Genomic DNA, 21,595 nt, shown 5'->3' with positions numbered 1-21,595 from the left:
GCGCCACGACGCCCGGAGCAACTGCCGTAACGGTTGTATTTTGAAAGGGATGAGATATGGGAAAAGTCATGCCCGTGGCATTACTGCTGGCATTAGCGCTGTGTTCCATGCGGGTGAATGCCGAAGATGAACCGCAAGTTATTACGCCGGAAGGGTTGGCAAACAGCCAGATGCTTCCAAGCCTTGACGGCTCCGTCGCCGATCTGCCGCTAAGCCCTGCCGCCCCCGGAACTCTGACGCTGAACGATGCCGTGAGTCGTGCCGTGAGCTGGCACCCTTCCATTCGTGAATCTATCGGCAAACTGCTCTCACAGAATGAGCAGATAGACGTGGCGAAATCGAAATATTACCCGCAGGTAACTGCCGGAATGAACAACGGCTACAGCAATACTTACACCGACCACGGCTTTAGCCCGGCCCTGGTTATTTCGGTGTCGCAAATGCTGTATGACTTCGGCAAAGTGGCCAGCCAGGTCCGCGCTGAAACGGCAGGATCCGCGCAACAACAGGCTAATGTGTTACTCAGTATTGATACCATCGCCCACGCGACCGCCAACGCGATAGTCCAGGTGCAGACGTGGCAGCAGATGGTGGACGCCGCCGAGGAGCAACTCTCCGCTCTGAACGGCATTGGCCGATTGACCCGGCAACGCAATGATGAAGGCGCAACCTCACTATCAGACGTGGTGCAAACCGATGCGCGCATAGAGTCCGCGCGTTCGCAACTGGCGCAGTACCAGGCCAATCTCGACAGCAGCAAGGCAACGCTGATGAGTTTTCTCGGCTGGAACTCGCTCAACGGCATCAGCAATGAATTTCCCGGCAAACTGGACAGCAGTTGTGATGTCGTTAAACCCGACGATAAGCTGGTTCCTGCCGTGCTGGCGGCGTGGGCGCAGGCGAATGTGGCGCAGGCCAATCTCGACTACGCCAACGCGCAAATGACGCCGACTATCTCTCTGGAGCCGTCGGTTCAGCACTATCTCAACGACAAATATCCCAGCCATGAGGTGCTCGACAAAACCCAGTACTCCGCATGGGTAAAAGTTGAAATGCCGCTGTATCAGGGAGGCGGACTTACCGCCAGACGCAACGCCGCCAGTCATGCGGTTGAGTCAGCCCAGTATTCCATTCAACGAACCCGGCTTGAGGTACGGCAGAAATTACTGGAATCCCGCAGCCAGGCGATGAGTCTCGCCACCGCTCTGCAAATTCTGCGACGCCAGCAGCGACTGAGTGAACAAACGCGCGAGCTGTATCAACAGCAGTATCTGGATCTTGGCTCTCGCCCGTTGCTCGATGTGCTTAACGCCGAGCAGGAGGTGTATCAGGCGCGTTTTGCTGAACTCCAGACCCAAAACCAGCTACGCCAGTTACAGCTGAACTGCCTCTACAACACCGGCTCGCTACGCCAGGCATTCGCCTTAAATAACCGCAGCATTCAATCGGTGGAGATACAGCTATGAGCGACGTCGATTCACATGCGGAAGAGGCCATTGGCGAACAGGCCCTGAGCCAGTGGGCGCAGGCGATGACCTATATTGCCAGCCACTATCGCGTTGCCTGCTCCCCCGGCGCAATCCAGGCCAACGCGCCATGGTTTGCAGGAAAAAACCGCACCCTCGCGCTGACGCAACTGGCGCGCCAGGCAGGCCTGTCATTTCACGCACTGGATACCACAAAGCAGGCGTTCAGCCAGTGGCGTTTACCGGTAGTGGCTGAACTGCGCGACGGCCAAATCATGGTGCTAGAACATTTCAACGGTGACGATGCGCTGGATGTTTTTATCATCGCCGAAGAGGGGCAGCGTAACCGGCTGACGGTTGCAGAGCTTGTGCCGGAGATCGTAAGCATTACCGCGCTGCGTCCGCTTTCGGCGCTAAAAGACAGTCGGGTAGACCGCTATATTTCTCGCTTTAAGCCCGACTGGATGCGCGAACTGGTTTTACAGGATATCCGCCCTTACCTGCCGGTGATGGTTGCCGCTTTTCTGATTAACGTTCTGTCGCTCGCCGGGATTATCTTTTCGATGCAGGTCTACGATCGGGTGATTCCGGCCCAGTCGTATCCGACGCTGTATGTTCTCTCAACCGGCGTTCTGGTGGCGGTACTGTTTGGCTTTCTGCTGCGCGAAGCACGTACCCACATTATGGATCTGCTGGGTAAACGCGCCGATATGCGCATTTCCGATCGGGTGTTCAGTCATGCCCTGCGGCTGCGTAATAGAGCCGTACCTCGCTCTACGGGGAGCTTTATTTCTCAACTCCGCGAGCTGGAGCAGGTTCGCGAGATGATCACCTCCTCGACCATGTCGACTATTGTCGATCTGCCTTTTTTCTTTCTGTTTATCGTGGTATTGGCCTGCATTGCCCCGCCGCTGGCATGGATAGCGCCCGTCGCCGCCCTGCTGATGATCCTGCCTGGTTTACTGTTACAGAAGAAGCTGGCGGTGCTCGCCAACCAGGCCGCACATGAATCCACCCTGCGCAACGCGGTACTGGTTGAAAGCGTTCAGGGGCTGGAGGACATCAAGCTGATGCAGGCGGAAAACCGCTTTTTACAGCAGTGGAACAGCTACATCCGCATTACCGGAGAGTCCGGACTGCGCACGCGCAAGCTGACTCAGGGGCTGATTGGTTGGGGCATGTCGGTACAAAGCCTGGTCTACGCCGCCATTATTATGTTCGGCGCGCCGATGGTCATTGAAGGCACGATGACCACCGGGGCCGTGGTGGCCGCCTCCATGCTCGGTTCCAGAATGATTGCCCCAATGGCTAACCTGTGCGGCGTGCTGGCCCGCTGGCAGCAGGTCAAAGCAGCGAAGATGGGGTTGGACAGCATCATGCAGCTCCCCACCGAAACGCAGTACGATGAAGATCGGGTACATCAGGAAATTCTTCACGGTCATTATCTCTTTGAAAACGCGCACTTTCGCTACCACAGCGACGATCAGCGCGTGCCGCTGCGTATCTCACGTCTGGAGATCATGCCCGGGGAACGAATAGCGCTCCTCGGTCGTAACGGCGCGGGGAAATCAACGCTGCTGCAGGCCATGGCGGGCGGCGTAGAGATTATTCAGGGCGAGGTCCGACTCGATAACCTGAGCCTGGCGCAAATCGATATGGCCGATTTACGCCGTAACATCGGTTTTCTCAGCCAGAATGCGCGGCTGTTTTTCGGCACCCTGCGTGAGAACCTGACTCTTGGCGCGCCGCATGCCAGCGACGCGCAGATATTCGACGCGCTGGAGGTCAGCGGCGCAGCGGCTTTCGTTAAACAACTCGCCAAAGGGCTGGCGCATCCGATTATGGAGGGCGGCAACGGTCTGTCCGGTGGACAGCGGCAGTCGATACTGCTGGCAAGAATGCTGCTGCGCTCACCCAATATCGTGCTACTGGACGAACCCAGCGCTTCACTGGATGAACATACCGAGCGGGAGTTTATTCAGCGGCTAAACCTCTGGCTGGGCAACCGCACACTGATTGTCGCCACCCATCGCGTGCCGGTTCTGGAGCTGGTCGAGCGCGTGGTGGTATTGAAAGAAGGTCAACTGGTGATGGATGCCCCGAAAGCGCAGGCATTGAGTGCAAGTCGGGCAGCTGTACCTACTCACGGTCGGGAGTGGAAAAATGAAAACCAATCCGCATGACGCCGCCATGGACGATCTGGATATCCGCCGCAAACACCATTTTTCCGGGGCCAGCCGCATTATTCTGCTCAGCACGCTGTTATTTGCCGTGCTGGGTATCTGGGCGTATTTCGGTAAACTTGATGAAGTCTCGACCGGCAGCGGGAAAGTGATCCCCAGCTCACGTGAGCAGGTATTGCAGTCGCTGGATGGCGGGATCCTCGCCGAGCTGACGGTACGCGAGGGCGATAAGGTGCAGGCCAATCAAATCGTAGCGCGCCTCGATCCTACCCGCTCAGAGTCCAACGTTGGGGAAAGCGCCGCCCGCTATCGCGCCTCGCTGGCTTCCAGCGCGCGGCTTAATGCTGAAGTTAACGATCTGCCGCTGACCTTTCCCGATTCACTACGCGCCTGGCCGGATCTCATCGCCTCCGAAACGCGTCTGTATAAAAGCCGCCGCGCGCAGCTTGCTGATTCCATGGCGGAACTGCAGGACGCGCTGGTCTCAGTCAATAAAGAGCTGGCCATTACCCAACGTCTGGAGAAAAGCGGCGCCGCCAGCCATGTGGAAGTGCTGCGCCTGCAACGACAAAAAAGCGATCTGGGATTAAAAATCGCTGACCTGCGTTCCCAATACTTCGTGCAGGCGCGTGAAGCGCTGTCTAAAGCCAACGCCGAAGTGGATATGCTGGCGGCCATTTTGAAAGGACGTGAGGATTCCGTCACCCGGTTGACCGTGCGCGCGCCCATGCGCGGCATCGTGAAAAATATCCAGGTCACCACCATTGGCGGGGTTATCCCACCCAATGGCGAAATGATGGAAATCGTGCCAATAGACGATCATCTTCTCATTGAAACCCGTCTGTCGCCGCGTGATATTGCATTTATTCACCCTGGCCAGCGAGCGCTGGTCAAGATAACCGCTTATGACTACGCCATTTATGGCGGTCTGGAAGGCGTAGTTGAAACCATCTCTCCGGACACTATTCAGGATAAAGTGAAACCGGAAATCTTCTACTACCGCGTGTTTATCCGTACCCATCAGGACTACCTGGAGAACAAACTGGGTCGCCAGTTCTCCATCGTACCGGGCATGATTGCCACAGTGGATATAAAAACAGGTGAAAAAACCATCGCCGACTATTTAATCAAACCGTTTAATCGGGCTAAAGAAGCGCTACGCGAGCGGTAAATCCTTGAGGATTAGGGGTTGCGGGGGCTGGTCACGCGTGTCACAAGTCTGTTATACTTGCTCTAACACATTGGGGCTGATTCTGGATTCGACGGGATTCGCGAAACCCAAGGTGCATGCCGAGGGGCGGTTGGCCTCGTAAAAAGCCGCAAAAAAATAGTCGCAAACGACGAAAACTACGCTTTAGCAGCTTAATAACCTGCTCTGAGCCCTCTCTCCCTAGCTTCCGCTCTTAAGACGGGGATCAAAGAGAGGTCAAACCCAAAAGAGATCGCGTGGATGCCCTGCCTGGGGTTGAAGCGTTAAAACTAATCAGGCTAGTCTGGTAGTGGCGTGTCCGTCCGCAGGTGCCAGGCGAATGTAAAGACGAACTAAGCATGTAGTACCGAGGATGTAGGAATTTCGGACGCGGGTTCAACTCCCGCCAGCTCCACCAAATAAATCAAGGGGTTACGTAAAAGCGTAGCCCCTTTTTCTTTGGTAGTGGCGGCAAAATGGCGACAGACTTTTGCGTCCATCTTGCCTGTCGCCATCTTGAAATCATGCAAAGAGGTTTCACATGGAAGAACTTCACTTTGTTTACATCAATGCAAATGGTCGTATCGGAGTTCACTCAATACAGAGCATCAGTTATAGCGAAAATCATATACAGGGCATTTGTAAGAACACCGATCGAATAAAAACCTTCCGAAAAGACCGCATTCTTAAACAGTACGATTCACCAGAACAAGCCATTCAGGAATGCGCGTCATTCCTCCCCGAAAACTACTCACATCTCACTAAGCAGTCTGGTCCGAAAAAAAATACATTCGATGTGTGTTTCACCGGATTTAAGAAAGCAGATAAAGAAAGATTGGTTGATAAGGCGAATGAACAAGGATTAACGGTAAGAACCTCTGTAACCCAAAGCCTTCAGATGCTCTGTTGCGGTTACAATGCAGGCCCATCAAAAGTATCGGCAGCCAGGATGAAAGGCACAATCATCATAGATGAGCCTGGCTTTATACATTTTCTTGAAACGGGTGAGATCCCAGATGAATAAAAACCTGCCGTAGCAGGTTCTCTTTCTCAAAAATTCATATGCCCCTGACCACCTGGCAATGGATGTGGAGGAGCAGTAGCAATCAGTGCGGGTGTCACAATAAACCGGACCACTGTTTCATGGGTAACAAAAGTGCTCCCGCAGTTAATATTTTGGCACTGGCAGTAACGCTCTTTGGTGCTTTCAGTTACTTGAAAACTGCTCCTTGTGTGTGCCGCATGACCACACTTTGGACAATTCATCATATCCAGATCCCTACCTTTGCTATCAGAATCATTGTAATGATACACAAAATATCAATATTGAGGACACTTTATTCCATTTCAAGATCATCAATCTTCACTTCGAGTTCAATACTGGTCGTAAAACCATTATCCGGGCTGACGGTATGAGTCAGAGTCGTAATGGTCCATTCCGCATCATCTATCGGTTGTTTAAAGCCACTAACTTTCACTGGCATTTCCGTGTAAAGATCTGCCCGCCCTTCCGCCAGTTGTAGCGAGAATGACGCAACGCCGCGTTGCAGGCGTTCCCACTGCATTTTCGCTGCCCGTTCAGCGTTGCTCCGGTTGGCATAAGTGCGATTAAGTACCAGCACGTTTTCATCCGTACCCACCAGGTAATCGCCCTGCTTCGCTTCCGGCTCTTTCTTCTGCTTCTTAGTTCTGCGCTTACGCTTCACCGTGGTGCTTTCTTTCTTCGCAGGTTCGCGGGTATGCAACCAGCTGGCAATTACGCCCGTGTAGGCTCCGCGATCTGCCAGGGTAAATCGGTGACTGTCGCCGTCCTTGCGTGTGATAGTGATCACTGGCAGAGGTTTACCAGTGGCGCTTTTGCCCTGCCCCTGCCGGATGAATAACAGATTGCCATTTTTCACCGACGCGATGGCACCGTACTGTCGCGCCAGCCGCATCAGAAAACTGCCGTCACTCTCATTAGTCTGGTCTATATGCTCCACGGGCTTATCCGACAGGTCTTTACCCAGTGCCATCTTCAGCTTGTGCCGCGCGGCTATTTCCTTCACCACTTCCCCGACGGTGGTCTTATGCCACGATTTTTCACGGCGGGTATTCAGCGTTTCCCGAAAATCAGCACTTCGCGCCCGGATAGTCAGGCGGTCCGGTGCGCCAGTGTGTTCAATCTCGTCCACTGTGAATGCCCCTTTCGGGAAAAGCGGCTGCCCCTTCCAGCCCAGCGCCAGCGTAATAACCGCACCACGGCGCGGCAGCACGATTTTTCCGTCAGCGTCATCCAGCTCCAGATCAAGCTGGTCCGCTTCAAAGCCCCGGTTATCCGTCAGCGTCAAACTCATCAGGCGGTTATCCAGCACAGTGGTGATATCCCTGCCCTCAATACTGATGCTGAATGCGGGAGTTTTGTTGCCTTTGTTAAGCAGTTCAGAGCTGAAATTCACGATAGCAGCCCTCCCACCGTTTTACTGATATCGCTTAAGGCAGACGTTGCCGTGTCCTGCAGATTATTCAGTTGCGCACTGAGATCACCGAACATATCGGACAGGGATTCATCCACTCGTTTGAGCGACAGGGTGAACTCAATCCGGCGCGGCATACCGTCGCGGAAAAACTCCGTTTTAGTCTGATTCAGTCCCTCAATCACATACATGCCGTAAATCGTGCCGCTGCCTTCAATCAGGGGCCATGCTTTCCCCTGTTCTGCCATCTGCTCCAGTGCCAGCAACGACAGCCTGCCGCCTGTTATTTCCGGCATAAGAACACCGGAAAGCGTCAGCATGTCGTTTTCCGGTCCCAGAAACTGCGTGGACGGACGTCGGTTTACCCGACTGTTTGCCGCATGTCGCCAGCTGCGTTGATACTGCAGTTCCTGATACGGAACGGTGCGCAGCATAAACACGTACAATCCCAGCACCATCATCATGCGTCGTATCCCCCCTGATCGCTGTAGTTACTCCTGGCTTTTGCCTTCAGCCTGCGTTCACGTTCATCAAGCTGGCGTGCCACCTCCCGCGCAATATCCTGCGCACTTTGTCCTGGCTGCGTCTGAATGATGATCTGCGTCGGTGCCTCAATCCGTTGAACGAGCGGCACAGTGGCTGCGCGACTCACAATTGCTTCTCCACCTTTCGCGGGAAGTGCCAAGGGGTGCAACGGTGGAAGCTCTGCTGGCGCGGCAGCAACGCCCATCATTCCGGCAACAACGGCAGCCAGTGCAGCTGTATTTCTCCGGCTGGTCACATTTGCCGGGCCGTTAACAATTTCCGGCCCGTTTTCACCGACGATGCCAAACTGCCCGCGCGGGATATACCCGCCGCTGTCATACATCCCCGCAAAGCCATATCCCCATGATGGAAAACCACCCGATGGCATCATCACTTTACCGTCTGCATTCACCGTCGCAGGTTGCTGACGCGTCACGCTTTCCGGCAGTTTTGCCTTTGCGGCCTCTTTACTGACAATGCCGAGCTTCTCCAGCAACCAGGAAACGCCGGATTTCAGGGAGTCCAGCGGATGCATGACCATATTCAGCCCTTCCGCCAGTGCCTCCCCGAATCGCCGCCCCATTGCCGCTGCGCTCTGCAGTTCGGCAGAGGTCGACTTAACGGGCGTCAGCAGATCAGTAAACCAGCCCCACAGCGCCTGCACTTTGTCGCCAATCCACTGGAACACGGGCTTAAGCGGTTCGAACGCTGCACTGATGGGACCTGCCGCCGCTTTGAATCCTTCCACCACGCCACCGAGAAATGCGGTGATGGGTTGCCAGTATTTCCAGACAACCAGCGCCACGCCCGCCAGTGCAGTAACCACAAGACCTATCGGACTGAGCAGAGCACCTAACAGACCAGATATGACATACAGGGCAACGCGCAGCATCGCCAGTGGACCAGATGCCAGTACTCGCAGCACCGTGCCTGCGGCGGCCAGTCCACCGCGCAGTACCGCCAGAGGATTCATAAACATCACAGCAACAGCACGTAAACCGGATAATCCAGACCGCAAAAATGCAACCGGCGCACCTGCTACAGTTTTCAGGACATTTCCCGTCAGTGATGCCGTGCGGCGCAAAGACGACAACGGCGCAGTAAGTAAACCTGCGGCGTTGCCCGATGAAGCAAGCCCGCGTCGCAGCAGTGCCAGTGGTGCGCCAGCCAGCCAGGACAACGCGCTGCTGGTTCGAGTTACTGCTGCCGTAACGGAAGATAACGTTTTGATACCCAACACAGAGAATCCCAGACGGATCACTGCCAGCGGCCCCAGCACTGCAGCCAGCGCCACCGCTAAGGTGCCGAGGCCGACGGTAACCGCAGCCACAACAGCCGATGCTTTCATCAGTGTGCCTGTCAGTTCCGGGTTAGCTTCCACCCAGCGACGCAACGCCCCCGTGACGCTTTTCACCGTGTACAGAATATCCATCAGCGGCTGGCGCAGCGTTTCGCCCAGGCTGCTGAAGGTGTTCTGCGCTCCGGTTTTGACCAGCAACCACTGCGCAGAAAGTGAATCCTTGTTAATGTCGGATTCTTTCTGCATGGAGCCAAGCGCATCATTGCCCGCTGTCAGTTTTAACTGACGCTGCAGTTCCGGCAGGTTGTTTGCCAGTTTCGCCGCGTCATCGCCAAACTCTTTACCAAACAACATAGTCATGGCAGACAGGCGCTTGTCCTGCGGCAGCGCGTTTACCTTCTCCAGCACGCGCTGGATGGTTCCCATCGCATCCTTCGTCATCTGCTTTTCAATCACTTCAGGATTGAGTTTCAGCAGATTCATCCCTTCAAAGAAACTCTTGCTTTGCATGGTGGCAATGGACAATTCACGCACCATCGCGTTTGCTGCACTGGCTGCAACCTCTGGCGCAGCGCCCAGTGTCAGGAAGGTGGAACCCAGCGCCGCCGCTTTACGATAATCCAGACGGTCAGCCACACCGCCCAGACGTTGCATCACATCAATGATGTCTGCCCCTTTCGACATGGCGTTATCATCCAGATAGTTCAGCGCATCACCGAGCTGTTCAATATTGCGGGTGGGGATTTTGTAGAGCTGGGCGATTTTCCCCAGACTTTCTGACAGTTCATCCGCTGGCAGCTCAAAGGCTGTTGCCGCCTTTGCTGCCGTACTGGCGAAGGCCAGCAGGTCACGTTTCTGATCTTCCCAGCTGTCGTCAGGGTTTGCGACGTTCATGCGCGCACCACCTTCAACCAGTGCAGCGAAGTCCACCGCACCGTTTTCCATCGGCAACTGTTCGCTGGCAGCCTTGATGGCATCCTGCATTTCATAAAAACGTGCAGTGCGGTTGCCATTATCGTCACGCAGACCATTGACCTGCTTTGCCACACCTTTCATGGCATCTTCCATGCTGGTATAGCTTTTTACTGCCGCCATCACTGGCGCACCCATTGCCAGCCCTGCAGCCGTGGTGGTGGCTCCGGCACCTGCAATACGATCACGCACCTCCAGCGAACGGGCATAACTGGCACGCGCTGCATTCATCCTGCGCTGGGCTTCCCCCAGTCGCTTCAGCCGCGCCTCCTGTTTCGAAAGTTCCTGGTTATAACGTGATGTTTCACGGGCTAAACGGGCAGTTGCTCCCGCATCGTCTTTCGCAGAAATTCCCGCCCGGTACAGTTCAGCACGCACAAGCGCCGTCTGCTGCTGCAGCTTTTTCTGGCGTTCTTCCAGGCGCTGAACAGCCAGCCGTTGACGGCCCAGAGCAACAATCTGACGTTGCGAAGGCGGCCCCATCGCTCCCAGTTCCTGACTGAGCAAATTTGCACGCTGGCGGGCATAGTTCAGCCTGTCGCCTAATTTCTGATTTTCTGCCTGCAGCTTTCGGAAGCTGTCCAGACTGCTCCCGGCCTGATCAAGCTGCTTTATTGCATCGCGGGATTTTTTGACAGCAGCAGCCAGTTCTCTTGAACTGGCCTGCGCAGATCGAAATGGGCGGGTGAGCTTGTCAACCGCATTAAGAATGACCTGCAGACGCAGGTTGTTATCACTCATCGTTGGCCCCGCTTCTCTGAATCGCTTTATACCGCCATTCCAGCACTTCGGTCAGCGGCATAACGTCAGTAACGGATGGCGGCCAGTGAAAAATGGTGGCGATATCTGCCACCAGATCGTCAACCGTCAGGCTGTCGGTAAAACGGCAAGCACCGACTTCTTCAACAAAAAAGTGACAACCTCAACCGACATGGCAGTGAGATCTGCCGGGTCCATCTCTGCAATTTCCTGTGCAGTCAGTGCCGGACTGGAGATGCGGGGGATCACGGTCATCATCGCGTTTACATCCATATCCATAATGGCCTGCAGGCGTGTACCGCGCAGCGCACCGGACTGCGGTTTACGCAGCACAATTTCGGTGATTTCTGTTTTACCGCGCTTGATGGGGGTATCCAGTTGAATGGTCTTTTCAGTCTGCTTATCGCTCATTTTGCTGTCCTGTCAATTGGGTTCTGGCGCGGTATCCCGCGCCGTTCAGATATATCAGAGGCCGAGGGCGTTGCGGTGCGCTTCCATCAGGTCCACACCGTCCACAATTTCCACCATGTTGATAAGGTCCACTTCATAGAGCACCTCACCATTGATGGTCAGCTTCGCGTAGCTGTTGGTACTGGTCACTTTGGTGGTGTTGCTTTCGCCCGTCTTCCACTCGCCGGAATCCACTTCTTTGTGACGTCCACGCACGACAAGCTCCACGGCCTGCACTTCCCCGGTATCGTCACGCTGAATAGAGCCGGTAAAGCGCAGCTGGATGCCATCCACCGTGGCTTTACCCATCTGTTTAAACAGCAGCAATTCAGTACCACCAATGGAAAATTCTGTGTCCAGCGCACTGTCATCAAGCCCCAGATCCACATCCACCGCACCCGGCATTCCGCCGCCGCGATACTTCTCATATTTGCGGGTAAATTTCGGCAGCGTCAGCGACTCAACGATCCCCTGCCAGTTGTTCCCGTCGTTAAACAGGTTCAGGTGTTTTAATTTGCGTGGTAAAGCCATGTTGTCCCCTTACGCGCTGACCTGGCTGGCGAAATTCACCAGGTACTGATCGGTGATGCGCTGACGCAGCATCAGGTTTTCAAGTGGCGGCACTGGCGTGTAGTCGTAGTCGATGGTGAGTTTTCCGGCTTTCAGCGTGTCTTTGTCGTTCACCGACTCATCCAGCCAGCAATCACCACCAATGAGATAGCCCTGACTGACCAGGCTGCGCATTTTGGCGCGGATACCTTCGATAATGTCGCGGGCCAGCGACGGGTTAAGCGGTTTATCCACCGCCCACATGTGTGCTTCTGCCATCGTGTCCATCAGCACCTGCGCCGTGCGGGTGTAGTTTTCGAAGGCAAAGAGCGGGTCATCACTCAGGCAGCGGGAACCCCAGAAGCGGAAACCGTCTTTACGCACAAGCGTGGTGACGTCGTTCTGGTTCAGCAGACCTGCATCGGTTGCCGGGTCCTGCAGATCCCAGAACACATCTGCAGAAATTCCGGTGACACCGTTCACGCCCACGTTGGACAGGCTTTTGTGCCATCCGGTCTGCTCGTCAATTTTGGCGCGCAGACCAAGCGCACGGGCGGTGGCATATGCCGTTGCTTCGGCATTCAGCACCGTGTCCCAGCCAGTAAAGTCAGGCCAGATCAGCATCCCTTCGCGCTGGCTGAAGTTTTCGCGGTAAGTGATCGCCTCCTGCACTGTCTTGCAGCCATACGCTGACAGGTAAGCAAATCCACGCAGGCTTTGCGCCACGCTCAGCAACTCAGTAGCTACCGCCTTGGTGTCGTGGCCTGGCACGCCGAGAATGCGCGGTTTAACGCCGAGCTGTGACTGGGCAGATAACAGGGCTTTCATACCTGTTTTTTTACCTTCAGCAGTCACTGCGCCGATGATATTGGTCGTGGTTTCGTCTTCCGTTTCACCCTGCGGCACACGCACAACAATGGTCACGGGTTTTGCCTGATCAGCGATGGCATCCAGCGAACGGGCCAGAGTACCTGACTCACCCGCTTTACCGCTGGCAGTCAGCACATCAGTGATCAGCACGGGTTTATTAAGAGGAAACATTTTTGCATCGGCATCATCGCCCGTGCAGACCATACCCACGATGGCGGTGCTCACCGTGGTAATAGATCGGGTGCCTTCGTTGACTTCAACAACGCGCACCCCGTGGTGGTAATCCTGAGCCATAGTGGCGAACCTCCTGATTGGATTAGGCTTCGCCCTATGTTGAAGTGATTGTGCCTGACAAACAGCTAAGCGCAGTTGTGTCGTTATTCACACAAAATAACGGTATTTGTCTGCTTGCAGGGATAATCAACATAATGCTGATTCAGGGGGATTCATTGATCTTATTTGCCGGAAATTTTCTATAAATGGTAGAAACGCCTACATCAAAAATCAGTGCAATACGCTGTCTTGATTCTCCGGCCTCGAGTAAACGCCCAATCTGTGCCCACTGTTCGGTGGTCAACTTAGGACGGCGTCCACCTACTCTGCCTTTGGCACGAGCTGCAGCCAGCCCTGCCCTGGTACGTTCAACTATCAGTTCGCGTTCCATTTCAGCCAGGGCACCCATGACATGAAAAAAGAAACGGCCCATTGGGGTACTGGTATCAATACTGTCAGTCAGGCTTCTGAAATTCACACCACGCTGGCGCAACTCTTCTATCAGCGTAACAAGATGCCGCATACTGCGCCCCAACCTGTCCAGCTTCCAGACAACCAGCGTGTCTCCTGCCGATAGTGTCCTGAGTAGTTTTTTCAGCCCCGGTCTGTCGGACTTAGTGCCACTGATTTTGTCCTCAAAAATCTGCTCACATCCCGCGCAATTCAGTGCATTACGTTGCAAATCGGTGTTCTGGTCATTTGTTGACACGCGTACATAGCCAATAAGCATGATCATCCCCCTGAATAAAAACCGGAGATGATGCCAGTTAGCTGTTACCTCTGCATTTTCTTAAACGTTGGTTTGCGAACAGCTGCTAAAGCTGATGTCGTAGGAACAGTATCTCAGTCAGGGGGAGTTCCGACCGGGGCAATTATTGAGAGAGGATCTAACTCAAATGGTGAGTACACAAAATTCGCCGACGGAACACTAATCTGCTGGTTTACCAGGTCGGTCGAATCCATAACAAGTAACCCTAGTGGTGGAACGACAAACCTATATTTTTCCACTGAATCTGTGTTCACTTTTCCTGCAACTTTCGTTGGCACCAGGCCAGCCGTAGCACCTTCTGCTCCACTATCAACAGGTGGTACATCATCGTGGCCTTCCGTTCGCGGTAGTTCACTGACTGGGACGTCACTGGCGCTGATTAGCAATGTGCAAAATGCAGCGGCATATCTTGGATATACAGCAGTTGGGAGATGGTTCTAATGAAAGCAATCTTTACCCCGCAGCGTTCTGATTACGTCATGAAAGTGTCGGCAAACGGTGATGTATTAACGATTGAAGTTGATGATGTTGCCGATTCATTCGATTTTAGCATCCTGAATGATGGCGATATCGCGGTCGATTTTGTATCTGTGTTAACCCCCAATCCTGTACTGAATGCCAGAAAGGAGTCAGGAGAGATCATCGTAGAATTAATTGGCTTCTACGGTTCAGATGCAGAAGAGAGTGAAACGCAGATTTGGGAGGTGATGTTAAATGGGTAGTTTCACGGTAATAACCGCAAAAGAGTCCGCTATCAGTGCGGCAGAGAATAAAAAACGTCTCCTGATTAATGAAGCCACTGAATATGTCAACAGTAAGCAGTGGCCCGGTAAGGCGGCTATCGGCAGACTTAAAGGTGATGAACTGGCGCAGTACAATCTGTGGCTGGATTATCTCGACGCGCTGGACGCGGTAGACACCTCCAGCGCGCCGGATATCAACTGGCCTACGCCTCCGGGGGGACAGGCCAGTTAACGTGTTCCGGGGCGGTTGTGACATCGACCACTTTAACCTCATTTTTATAGGCCAGCCACGCTGACAACTTCGCTCTGTTGGCGTCGCTGATTTCACCGAGCATCAGTTCTGTTCGCCAGTCCAGCATAACAGCGTCAGCATGGGTCAGTAGTTGCTGGCGCATCTGTTCAGCGGCAGAAATCAACTCCTCCCGCGTGGGTGGCGGCATATCCACCCACGCAGGCATCCCGTCAGCCCCCACACCAATAGTTTTTCCTTCCGGTGGCTGTCCGGTAAATTCGGCTGATACTTCATCAGAAACATCGATGCCATTCTCAGGCCACATTCCTGCCGCTTCGTACTCGGTTTTAAGCACATAAGACAGCAAGAGGTTATTTTTTGCATCCCATATAAATCCAGAGGTACGCAAAGGCACTGACACATCTTCAACATTAGTGTTAGTTGTCATGATTAAGCTCCAATAACAAGAAAGACCGCAGCAGAAGCATCGGGATTTGCTGAACTTCCGTTATCTCCACTTACAAGTGCAGTGGTAGCGCTAAGTCCTGAAAGAGTAACGCTTTCACATGACGTGACAATTTGTGCAAATGTCATCTTTGTACAAAAAGCCCCCCACACAGTATTTGGGAATGGAGTTGGGTAAGTAACAGGGTTAACAGTCGCAACGCCGATATTTTTTGAGTTAGAAATATTGCGTCGAAACACCTGAATAATTAGGCCATTTGGAAGTTTGACTAAAAGATTGTCAGAGCCAATACCGGTTAGCACAAATGATGACATATCTGGTATCTGGTTCGCGCCAGTTCCCACGTTCCGTTTTGCGGCTTCTTTCAAACCAAGGTATGTGAGAAGACCAGCTACATCCTTTCCACTCAAATTGGTAAGCGTATTGTCCAGCGGTTGTTTACCTGCCAGCGCATTAAGCATTGTCGTGGCAAAGTTCGGATCATTCCCCAGTGCCGCCGCCAGTTCGTTCAGTGTATCCAGTGCAGCAGGTGCAGAACCCACCATTCCTGCAATCGCCGATTTCACAAAAGCCGTAGTGGCAATCTGTGTATTGTTGACCGACTGCGCCGCCGTGGGGGCTGTTGGCGTTCCGGTGAGTGCCGGACTCGACAACGGTGCTTTTAGTGCCAGCGCATTGTTAATGGTGGTACTGAAATTCGGATCATTGTTAATGGCTGCGGCTATTTCTTTCAGCGTGTCCAGCGTGGCTGGCGCACCATTAATAAGGGCCGTCAGTGCCGCCTGTACAAACGCAGTGGTCGCAACCTGCGTGGTATTATTCCCCGCCGCTGGCGTTGGCGCTTTGGGGGTTCCGGTAAATGTCGGGCTGGCTTTTGGCGCGTACTGTGAATGCGGGTCCGGTGCGGCAAGATGTTTTGCCATCTGATCATCCGCGTACACCTTCAGCTCCAGTGCCTTGTCATCCACATACTTGCGGGTTGCCAGCACTACAGCAGGGTCGATTTTCAGGGTGATATTGTCCGTGCTGCTGGTAATCAGCACCATGCGCACGGTCTGAGTGCGCCCGCTACCTTCAGCCAGTTGCGGCTTATAGCTTTCCGGGCAGTTGCCCACGGCAATCAATGCCCCGGACTCATCAAACAGACCCACTTCACGTATCCACCAACCGCCCTCGTTTTCAGGGATCACCTGTTCGGCAATAATCTGGCTGCTGTTCTGCGGGTCGATATAAAGCATATTCAGCGCAGCCCGGCGTTTCTCATTTACCAGTGCCGTCTGCTTTGCGTCCGGCGTTGGCAATACTCCACCGCCATCGCCCACCGCCATATGGGTAATTTTTAGCGGCACACCGAGCGCGGCGGCGCTGGCAAGTTTCGCCGCGCCAATATCCGTCAGCAGGGTATAAAATTTTGTGCTCATGGATTCACTCTCATTGTGTCAATAACATGGACCGCCCCGCCTTCATGCGCGGTGCCACCGGAAATAATCGTTTCGTTGATATACGGATAGATCGTGATTTCTTCGCCAAGATAGCTGGCGGCTCCCACCCAATGCGGGCCGCTGGTCTGCAGATTGATGGACATGCCGATCATGTGGCGGCTACATGGTTTGGCATCGCTTATCAGTCGCTCAAGTTCCAGATAGGTATCTTCAGTGATGCCCTGGTCCTGCACGCCGATATCCAGGCGAAACGTGCCCGGTGTTTCTCCGGTCTGCCACCACTCAATAATGCGGATCAGGAATCCGAACGGCTCCACCACCCGCCGCACGGCACTGGTGGTCCCTTTATGCTGATGAATATAAAAAGCATCCTTCACCACCTGGCGCTTGACGCTTTCTGTCCAGCCCTCGTCCCAGCGATCCACAGAGAACGCCCAGGCGAGATAAGGCAGGAAGCTGACCGGACAGGTAGCCGGATTCCACAAGTCACGCAGCGGCACCTGCAAATCAGAAATCCCGCTACAGGTTTGCGCCAGTCGGCGCTCCAGTGAAGTTGAACCCGGTGGCAGCAGACTATTCATCCGTTCCTCCGTTGGTTACGCTCCACTGCGTACATGATGCCGCCTGTGTTTTGTTCAGGACCACATCCGCCAGCGGAGAAGCCAGTTCCACACGTTGAACACCCTCAACATGCAGAGCAGCAAAGATGGCGCTACGGCGAATATCCCGGCCAAGCCTCGTCTGGCTGGCAATGTACTTCTGCAGACTGGCTTTTGCCGCTGCCATTACCGGCTCTGCTTCCGGTCCCGGATAGAGAAAAATGGTGGCTTCCACGCGATACGGGATGATTTCTGCGCTGCGAACCGTAAGACGGTCAGCCACCGGGCGGACGTTCTCACTGTTCAGAGCTTTTTCCACCACGTCCAGCAGGTCTTTTTCTGCAGTTCCATCGCCTTCGCGGCTAAGGACAGTCAGCACCACCTCTGCAGGTGCCGGGCTGGTTGCACTGGCATCCGCCACCCGACCGTCGGCGCTTCGGGCATGAAATTCATAAGCTGCAGTTGGCCCCGCAACAGAAAGCCCTTCAAAGGCTGCAGGCACACGCAGGCGCAACGCTTCATCGCTTTCCATCACAGCTGCAACGGGCGGCACAGCATCATTATCAGCAGGCGTCACCGTCAGGCGTGTCACGTTGTAGTTGGCAGCGAGCTGGTCAAGATCGCCGCCCATCGCGTAAGCCACCATCACCGCCTGCGCGGCTTCGTTAATGCGCTGGCGCAGAAGCAACTCACGGTAAGCGTTCTCCTGCAACAATTTAGTGGCGGGTTCAGATTCCAGTTCCAGCGTGCGGATCACTGCTTCCTGCTCATCTTTCGGATGAAGCGCCACAAATTCTGCCTTGCGTTCGGCAAGCAGCGTCTCAAAGTCCGGCACATCCACAATCTGCGGTGCAGGCAACTGCGAAAGGTCAATCACTGCCATTCTCTGCTCCTGTTGATACGGAAAGGGACACAGGCACACCGTTATTCCGCCGCCCGGTCAGCTCCACCACCATTGAACCGTCAAAATTGCTGTTGATGGTGATGGAATCCAGCGTCAACCGTGGCTCCCAGCGACTCAGCGCCACATACACTGCCGACATGACCTGCAGGCGTAATGCCGGATTTTGTGGCTGATCTATCAGTGCCGACAGCAGGGAACCATATTCCCGGCGGGCAATACGGCTACCCTGCGGTGTCAGCAGAATGTCCCGCACCGACTGGCGCAGATGATCAATATCAGTAATGACTTTGCCGCTGGTATTGTTCATCCCGCTATAAAGCGTCATACCGGGCCTCCGGTTGTATCGCCGCCTTTCAGGACGCCAGTATGCTGATGCGCATCAACCACGATCCCGTTAGAACTCATCGCTCCGCCGCCCTGGGTAACGCCACCATTGATCACCACTTCGCTGTTAATGCGCGTGCGGTCAGCCTCCAGTACAAACTCACTGGTTTTCATGGTGATGTTGTCAGCAGCCTCAATGACCATTGATTTGATGCCCCTGACATACCAGCGCCCGGTGGCGGGTTCGTATTCAAACCAGCCACCGTCAGGATGTTCTGTCACGCAGGCGTCCGCCGACGTCGACGGTGGTGCGAACTGATTCGAATAGACAGCGGGCAGCGCAAAGGCGGTTTCCAGATTGCCGCCCAGACTCAGCAGCACCACCTGCTCACCTTCCGATGGTCGCCACCATGTACGGGCATTCCCGGCACGCAGCGTCAGCCAGCTGATCCAGTTGGTTTCAAGCTCGCCCGTTTTCACCCGGCAAAGCCAGTTTTCCCTGTCCACTTCGGTGACTACCCCTGTGCGGATCAGGTTGGTGATAAGGCGCATGATTTCGGTTAATTGTGCGTTCATAGGGAAAGGTTGCCATCAGGGAAAGAAAGGCGGCAGTGCTGCAACTTGTATCAGTACTGATACAAAGATCACCCCGCCAGCCATTGCAGAATCATGTCGCGGGTCATTGCCTCAACATCATCATTTACACCCAGAAGGCGACGCTCTGCGTAACGCACCTCCGGTCCCTTACGACTGACGCGATCTCGCAGGCCGTAATGGTGAACGCGGGCAATGCGCTGCACCTTGCCTTCAAACTGCACGCTGGCAGAGTCGGTGCTGGCGGCAGTTTTCAGGTATTTTGTGGTGCGCAGCTTTGCAAACATCTGACGTTTGATACGGCCTTTTTTACTGCGTGCTGTTACCCGTCGCGGTTCATAGCTGCTGCCGTCAGGGTTGCGCTGCATCCTGATATTCTGCTGCTGTGTCCGGCGAAGTTCCTGCGCCAGCTGGCGCATCATGCGGCTTCTCGAGGCTGGTTCCAGATTCGCCAGCAAGGCACTCAGCCAGTCGTCCACCTTCTGCAGTTCAGCCACGTTTCACCGTCCACATTTCTTCAGGTGCATCAGGTTCCGCTATAGCTTCAACGCTCGACACACTGCCGTCAGTGCTGACCAGCACACGTTCCGTCAGTTGCAGGTTCAGGCTGATATCACAGACATCGTTGCGCAGAATATCCACCTCAAAGGTGAATAGCTTTTCCCGTAACGCCGGGTTATTGATGGCATCGGGCTGGTTATCCCTCAGCCACAGCAAAACCGGGGCCATCAGCAGATTCTGGTCGCCGCTGAAATCCTCAATCACCGCGTTCAGTGTGTAACGGTACTCCCACGACATGGAGCTGGCCCCCGTGGCAACCAGCGAACCGTTATCCACAAACAGATGCAGTTTGTCCGGGTTATTGCGGACATAAGGCACCGCTTTATTGAGGGCGTGGCGCAGGGATTGTGGTTTGTTCACTGTTTCGCTCCTGACACGCAATAATCATGTCCACTTTGTCTGCACAGACCGCCCAGGCGGCCTCCGTTTCATCCAGCAACGCATTCAGATCACCGTTAGTGCGCGGTGCTGCCTGCTCCAGCCGACACGGCGTCACTCGCGGACAACCACTGACGGTAAGCTGCACCTCCGGTGAGTGCCGGACGTTCCCGCAGCCGGATAATGTCAGCAGGCAAAGGAGTATCAGCCCAGTGGCGTAAATCCTCGTTCTCACGTTTCAGTTCCTCGATCCGGTGTTGTCGTTGTCTCAGCTGTGCGCTGGTCTGTTCTGCTTCGGCATAGAGCCGCGCCTGCTCCCGGTTATTGGTTTCAGTCAGAATGGACAGGCTGATAAGCTGGCTGTTGCTCTTTGCCAGTGCCTGGCTTTTGCTCTGCAGCTCGTTTGCCTGCGTGCTGATGGTCTGGCTGGCATCAGCCAGCCGCCACGTCTGCCAGCCCAGCGCCGCCAGTAATAACGCCAGCACACCCAGCAGCAACCGGTTCATGCTGCTACCTGTTGCGCCATCTGATTACGGGTGATCCAGAAGGCAATAACGGTCAGCAGATAAAAGACCAGGGTAATAGCCCACCCCGTCCATGCGAGACTTACAACAATCAGCAATCGCATCACCCAACAGATAAATACATTTTCTTTTCGGGTAATTGTCTTCAGCAAAGATGCCCTTAACTCCTGCCAGAGCGGGCCATTCTGAATTAACGCAGCCAGTGCTACCGGAATTACCGCCCATGTCAGCAAACAGGCTACCCAAACGCCGGACGCTGCCAGTACCGGAAAGATCCCCTGCGGATACACCATTGCTGCGATTAACAGCGCCATCCATAACATCAGAAACAGTCCGCTGATTAATTTCTTTTTCATTTCAGTTTGCTCCCTGTAAACACCAGGCCATCTCCCGCGCACGGCGGTTATCCAGCCCCTGATTAAACACACCTTTCACATAAACCCAGCGCGGCAACTGTCGGCACGCATCCGCCCAGCGCCGCTGATTGAGTAATTTCACCAGCGTGGAACTGCAGGCATTGCCCGTTCCCACGTTGAAGGCAAACGACACCGCAGCGTCATATACCTTCTGCGGCGGCTGTTGTTTCACACACCTTTCCAGCGCCCGCTCCACACGCAGCACGTTGGAAATCAGTCCTTCTGCTGCCTGTCGTTCCGTAATGGTTTTGCCGGGAATGACGCCTGACGTGTTACCAATGCCGTCGGTCCAGACGCCCGCGCTGCACTGATACGGCTGCAGACGACAGCCTTCGTAATCGGCAATCAGTTTCAGCCCCTCCACGGAGGTGTGAAGCTGCTGAAACCCCGGCAGCGTGGCAGCAATAGCCAGCACGGCCCCGACAAGGCAGCGTTTAACGATTGATGGATTCATAGTCCTCCCGCGAGATCTGCCCGTCGCGCAGAAGCTGGTAGGCTTTGTGTTTGTAGTACCAGTTGATAGCCAGCATCAGCACACCAATCATCAGGCCGCCCAGAGTTGAGGCATCCTTGATGGACAAATCGCCCAGCCAGGCCAGCACAACGGCGATGCAGTACGTGATAAAGGCGCTGATTCGCTCAAGCGTCATA

At 54.5% G+C, this 21,595-nt stretch carries 27 protein-coding genes, 1 other RNA gene and 1 pseudogene; 7 read left to right on the top strand and 22 right to left on the bottom strand.

The features are described 5' to 3' along the window. Positions 1 to 56 precede the first annotated feature (56 nt). The 5 genes from ICA20_RS06250 to ICA20_RS06230 all read left to right on the top strand — a co-directional run bounded on the left by ICA20_RS06250 (position 57) and on the right by ICA20_RS06230 (position 5,862). Positions 57 to 1,466: a TolC family outer membrane protein gene (locus ICA20_RS06250; RefSeq protein ID WP_038642774.1), complete on the top strand. Its 1,410-nt coding sequence runs from the start codon at positions 57 to 59 to the stop codon at positions 1,464 to 1,466. Further along, a complete protein-coding gene (locus ICA20_RS06245; protein WP_038642776.1) occupies positions 1,463 to 3,649 on the top strand; it encodes a type I secretion system permease/ATPase in 2,187 nt (728 codons plus the stop codon). Before ICA20_RS06250 ends, ICA20_RS06245 begins: the two co-directional genes overlap by 4 nt. A 7-nt stretch (positions 3,650 to 3,656) precedes the next feature. Continuing rightward, positions 3,657 to 4,820, top strand: a complete 1,164-nt coding sequence (locus ICA20_RS06240) for an HlyD family efflux transporter periplasmic adaptor subunit (protein WP_129694947.1) — start codon at positions 3,657 to 3,659, stop codon at positions 4,818 to 4,820. A gap of 72 nt (positions 4,821 to 4,892) precedes the next feature. Next, positions 4,893 to 5,256, top strand: a transfer-messenger RNA (tmRNA) gene (gene ssrA, locus ICA20_RS06235). Positions 5,257 to 5,379: 123 nt separating this feature from the next. Continuing rightward, the gene (locus tag ICA20_RS06230; RefSeq protein WP_000391794.1) at positions 5,380 to 5,862 is read left to right on the top strand and encodes a hypothetical protein; all 483 of its coding nucleotides are present in this window, start codon (positions 5,380 to 5,382) and stop codon (positions 5,860 to 5,862) included. 26 nt (positions 5,863 to 5,888) lie between these two features. Here ICA20_RS06230 and ICA20_RS06225 read toward each other — a convergent pair whose 3' ends face one another. The 9 genes from ICA20_RS06225 to ICA20_RS06185 form a co-directional block, all read right to left on the bottom strand. Further along, a complete protein-coding gene (locus ICA20_RS06225) occupies positions 5,889 to 6,107 on the bottom strand; it encodes an ogr/Delta-like zinc finger family protein (RefSeq protein WP_000980501.1) in 219 nt (72 codons plus the stop codon). A 68-nt stretch (positions 6,108 to 6,175) separates the two neighbouring features. Beyond that, positions 6,176 to 7,276: a phage late control D family protein gene (locus ICA20_RS06220; RefSeq protein ID WP_001011796.1), complete on the bottom strand. Its 1,101-nt coding sequence runs from the start codon at positions 7,274 to 7,276 to the stop codon at positions 6,176 to 6,178. Continuing rightward, positions 7,273 to 7,758, bottom strand: a complete 486-nt coding sequence (locus ICA20_RS06215; RefSeq protein WP_000980413.1) for a phage tail protein — start codon at positions 7,756 to 7,758, stop codon at positions 7,273 to 7,275. The genes ICA20_RS06220 and ICA20_RS06215 overlap by 4 nt, the downstream gene beginning before the upstream one ends. Then, positions 7,755 to 10,832, bottom strand: coding sequence for a phage tail tape measure protein (locus ICA20_RS06210; RefSeq protein ID WP_038642785.1), 3,078 nt, complete (start codon positions 10,830 to 10,832; stop codon positions 7,755 to 7,757). The genes ICA20_RS06215 and ICA20_RS06210 overlap by 4 nt, the downstream gene beginning before the upstream one ends. Further along, the gene (locus tag ICA20_RS06205) at positions 10,825 to 10,944 is read right to left on the bottom strand and encodes a GpE family phage tail protein (RefSeq protein WP_000763311.1); all 120 of its coding nucleotides are present in this window, start codon (positions 10,942 to 10,944) and stop codon (positions 10,825 to 10,827) included. The genes ICA20_RS06210 and ICA20_RS06205 overlap by 8 nt, the downstream gene beginning before the upstream one ends. Before the next feature lie 14 nt (positions 10,945 to 10,958). Then, complete coding sequence (locus ICA20_RS06200; RefSeq protein ID WP_001281010.1) at positions 10,959 to 11,261, bottom strand: phage tail assembly protein; 303 nt, start codon at positions 11,259 to 11,261, stop codon at positions 10,959 to 10,961. 54 nt (positions 11,262 to 11,315) lie between these two features. Further along, positions 11,316 to 11,831, bottom strand: a complete 516-nt coding sequence (locus tag ICA20_RS06195) for a phage major tail tube protein (RefSeq protein ID WP_001207660.1) — start codon at positions 11,829 to 11,831, stop codon at positions 11,316 to 11,318. A gap of 9 nt (positions 11,832 to 11,840) precedes the next feature. Next, the gene (locus ICA20_RS06190) at positions 11,841 to 13,013 is read right to left on the bottom strand and encodes a phage tail sheath protein (RefSeq protein WP_000046120.1); all 1,173 of its coding nucleotides are present in this window, start codon (positions 13,011 to 13,013) and stop codon (positions 11,841 to 11,843) included. 142 nt (positions 13,014 to 13,155) lie between these two features. Further along, the gene (locus ICA20_RS06185) at positions 13,156 to 13,722 is read right to left on the bottom strand and encodes a recombinase family protein (RefSeq protein ID WP_000905010.1); all 567 of its coding nucleotides are present in this window, start codon (positions 13,720 to 13,722) and stop codon (positions 13,156 to 13,158) included. Between the two features lie 479 nt (positions 13,723 to 14,201). Between ICA20_RS06185 and ICA20_RS06180 the strand changes: the two genes are divergently transcribed. Then, positions 14,202 to 14,483 (top strand): hypothetical protein, encoded by a 282-nt coding sequence (locus ICA20_RS06180; protein ID WP_038642791.1) that lies wholly within the window; start codon positions 14,202 to 14,204, stop codon positions 14,481 to 14,483. 31 nt (positions 14,484 to 14,514) lie between these two features. Next, positions 14,515 to 14,736, top strand: a pseudogene (locus ICA20_RS06175) (tail fiber assembly protein); the annotation flags it as partial. Here ICA20_RS06175 and ICA20_RS06170 read toward each other — a convergent pair. The 13 genes from ICA20_RS06170 to ICA20_RS06110 all read right to left on the bottom strand — a co-directional run bounded on the left by ICA20_RS06170 (position 14,708) and on the right by ICA20_RS06110 (position 21,594). Then, positions 14,708 to 15,061, bottom strand: a complete 354-nt coding sequence (locus tag ICA20_RS06170; protein ID WP_051594551.1) for a tail fiber assembly protein — start codon at positions 15,059 to 15,061, stop codon at positions 14,708 to 14,710. The pseudogene ICA20_RS06175 and the gene ICA20_RS06170 overlap by 29 nt on opposite strands. 125 nt (positions 15,062 to 15,186) lie before the next feature. Beyond that, the gene (locus ICA20_RS06165; protein ID WP_348957247.1) at positions 15,187 to 16,623 is read right to left on the bottom strand and encodes a phage tail protein; all 1,437 of its coding nucleotides are present in this window, start codon (positions 16,621 to 16,623) and stop codon (positions 15,187 to 15,189) included. Next, entirely contained in the window at positions 16,620 to 17,225 is a 606-nt protein-coding gene (locus ICA20_RS06160; RefSeq protein WP_001086836.1) for a phage tail protein I, read from the bottom strand. Before ICA20_RS06160 ends, ICA20_RS06165 begins: the two co-directional genes overlap by 4 nt. Then, positions 17,218 to 18,126, bottom strand: a complete 909-nt coding sequence (locus tag ICA20_RS06155; RefSeq protein ID WP_000268280.1) for a baseplate assembly protein — start codon at positions 18,124 to 18,126, stop codon at positions 17,218 to 17,220. The genes ICA20_RS06160 and ICA20_RS06155 overlap by 8 nt, the downstream gene beginning before the upstream one ends. Continuing rightward, positions 18,113 to 18,472 (bottom strand): GPW/gp25 family protein, encoded by a 360-nt coding sequence (locus ICA20_RS06150; protein ID WP_000177590.1) that lies wholly within the window; start codon positions 18,470 to 18,472, stop codon positions 18,113 to 18,115. The genes ICA20_RS06155 and ICA20_RS06150 overlap by 14 nt, the downstream gene beginning before the upstream one ends. Further along, entirely contained in the window at positions 18,469 to 19,047 is a 579-nt protein-coding gene (locus ICA20_RS06145; protein ID WP_000993775.1) for a phage baseplate assembly protein V, read from the bottom strand. The genes ICA20_RS06150 and ICA20_RS06145 overlap by 4 nt, the downstream gene beginning before the upstream one ends. Before the next feature lie 68 nt (positions 19,048 to 19,115). After that, entirely contained in the window at positions 19,116 to 19,562 is a 447-nt protein-coding gene (locus ICA20_RS06140) for a phage virion morphogenesis protein (protein ID WP_000829141.1), read from the bottom strand. Next, a complete protein-coding gene (locus ICA20_RS06135; protein ID WP_001039935.1) occupies positions 19,555 to 19,986 on the bottom strand; it encodes a phage tail protein in 432 nt (143 codons plus the stop codon). Before ICA20_RS06135 ends, ICA20_RS06140 begins: the two co-directional genes overlap by 8 nt. Continuing rightward, a complete protein-coding gene (lysC, locus tag ICA20_RS06130; protein WP_223229653.1) occupies positions 19,949 to 20,197 on the bottom strand; it encodes an Rz1-like lysis system protein LysC in 249 nt (82 codons plus the stop codon). Before lysC ends, ICA20_RS06135 begins: the two co-directional genes overlap by 38 nt. Next, on the bottom strand, positions 20,082 to 20,510 hold the full coding sequence (lysB, locus tag ICA20_RS06125; protein WP_038642802.1) for an Rz-like lysis system protein LysB: 429 nt from the start codon (positions 20,508 to 20,510) through the stop codon (positions 20,082 to 20,084). Before lysB ends, lysC begins: the two co-directional genes overlap by 116 nt. After that, a complete protein-coding gene (locus tag ICA20_RS06120; protein ID WP_000727855.1) occupies positions 20,507 to 20,884 on the bottom strand; it encodes a DNZ54_00345 family protein in 378 nt (125 codons plus the stop codon). Before ICA20_RS06120 ends, lysB begins: the two co-directional genes overlap by 4 nt. A 1-nt stretch (position 20,885) precedes the next feature. Continuing rightward, complete coding sequence (locus tag ICA20_RS06115) at positions 20,886 to 21,398, bottom strand: lysozyme (RefSeq protein ID WP_001069905.1); 513 nt, start codon at positions 21,396 to 21,398, stop codon at positions 20,886 to 20,888. After that, positions 21,379 to 21,594, bottom strand: coding sequence for an HP1 family phage holin (locus tag ICA20_RS06110; RefSeq protein WP_000171568.1), 216 nt, complete (start codon positions 21,592 to 21,594; stop codon positions 21,379 to 21,381). The genes ICA20_RS06115 and ICA20_RS06110 overlap by 20 nt, the downstream gene beginning before the upstream one ends. Position 21,595: the final 1 nt, after the last annotated feature.

This window comes from Citrobacter sp. C5_2 (assembly GCF_014596845.2).
In the GTDB taxonomy this organism is placed as follows: domain Bacteria; phylum Pseudomonadota; class Gammaproteobacteria; order Enterobacterales; family Enterobacteriaceae; genus Citrobacter; species Citrobacter werkmanii.
This window is presented reverse-complemented; position numbering and strand designations above follow the sequence as displayed.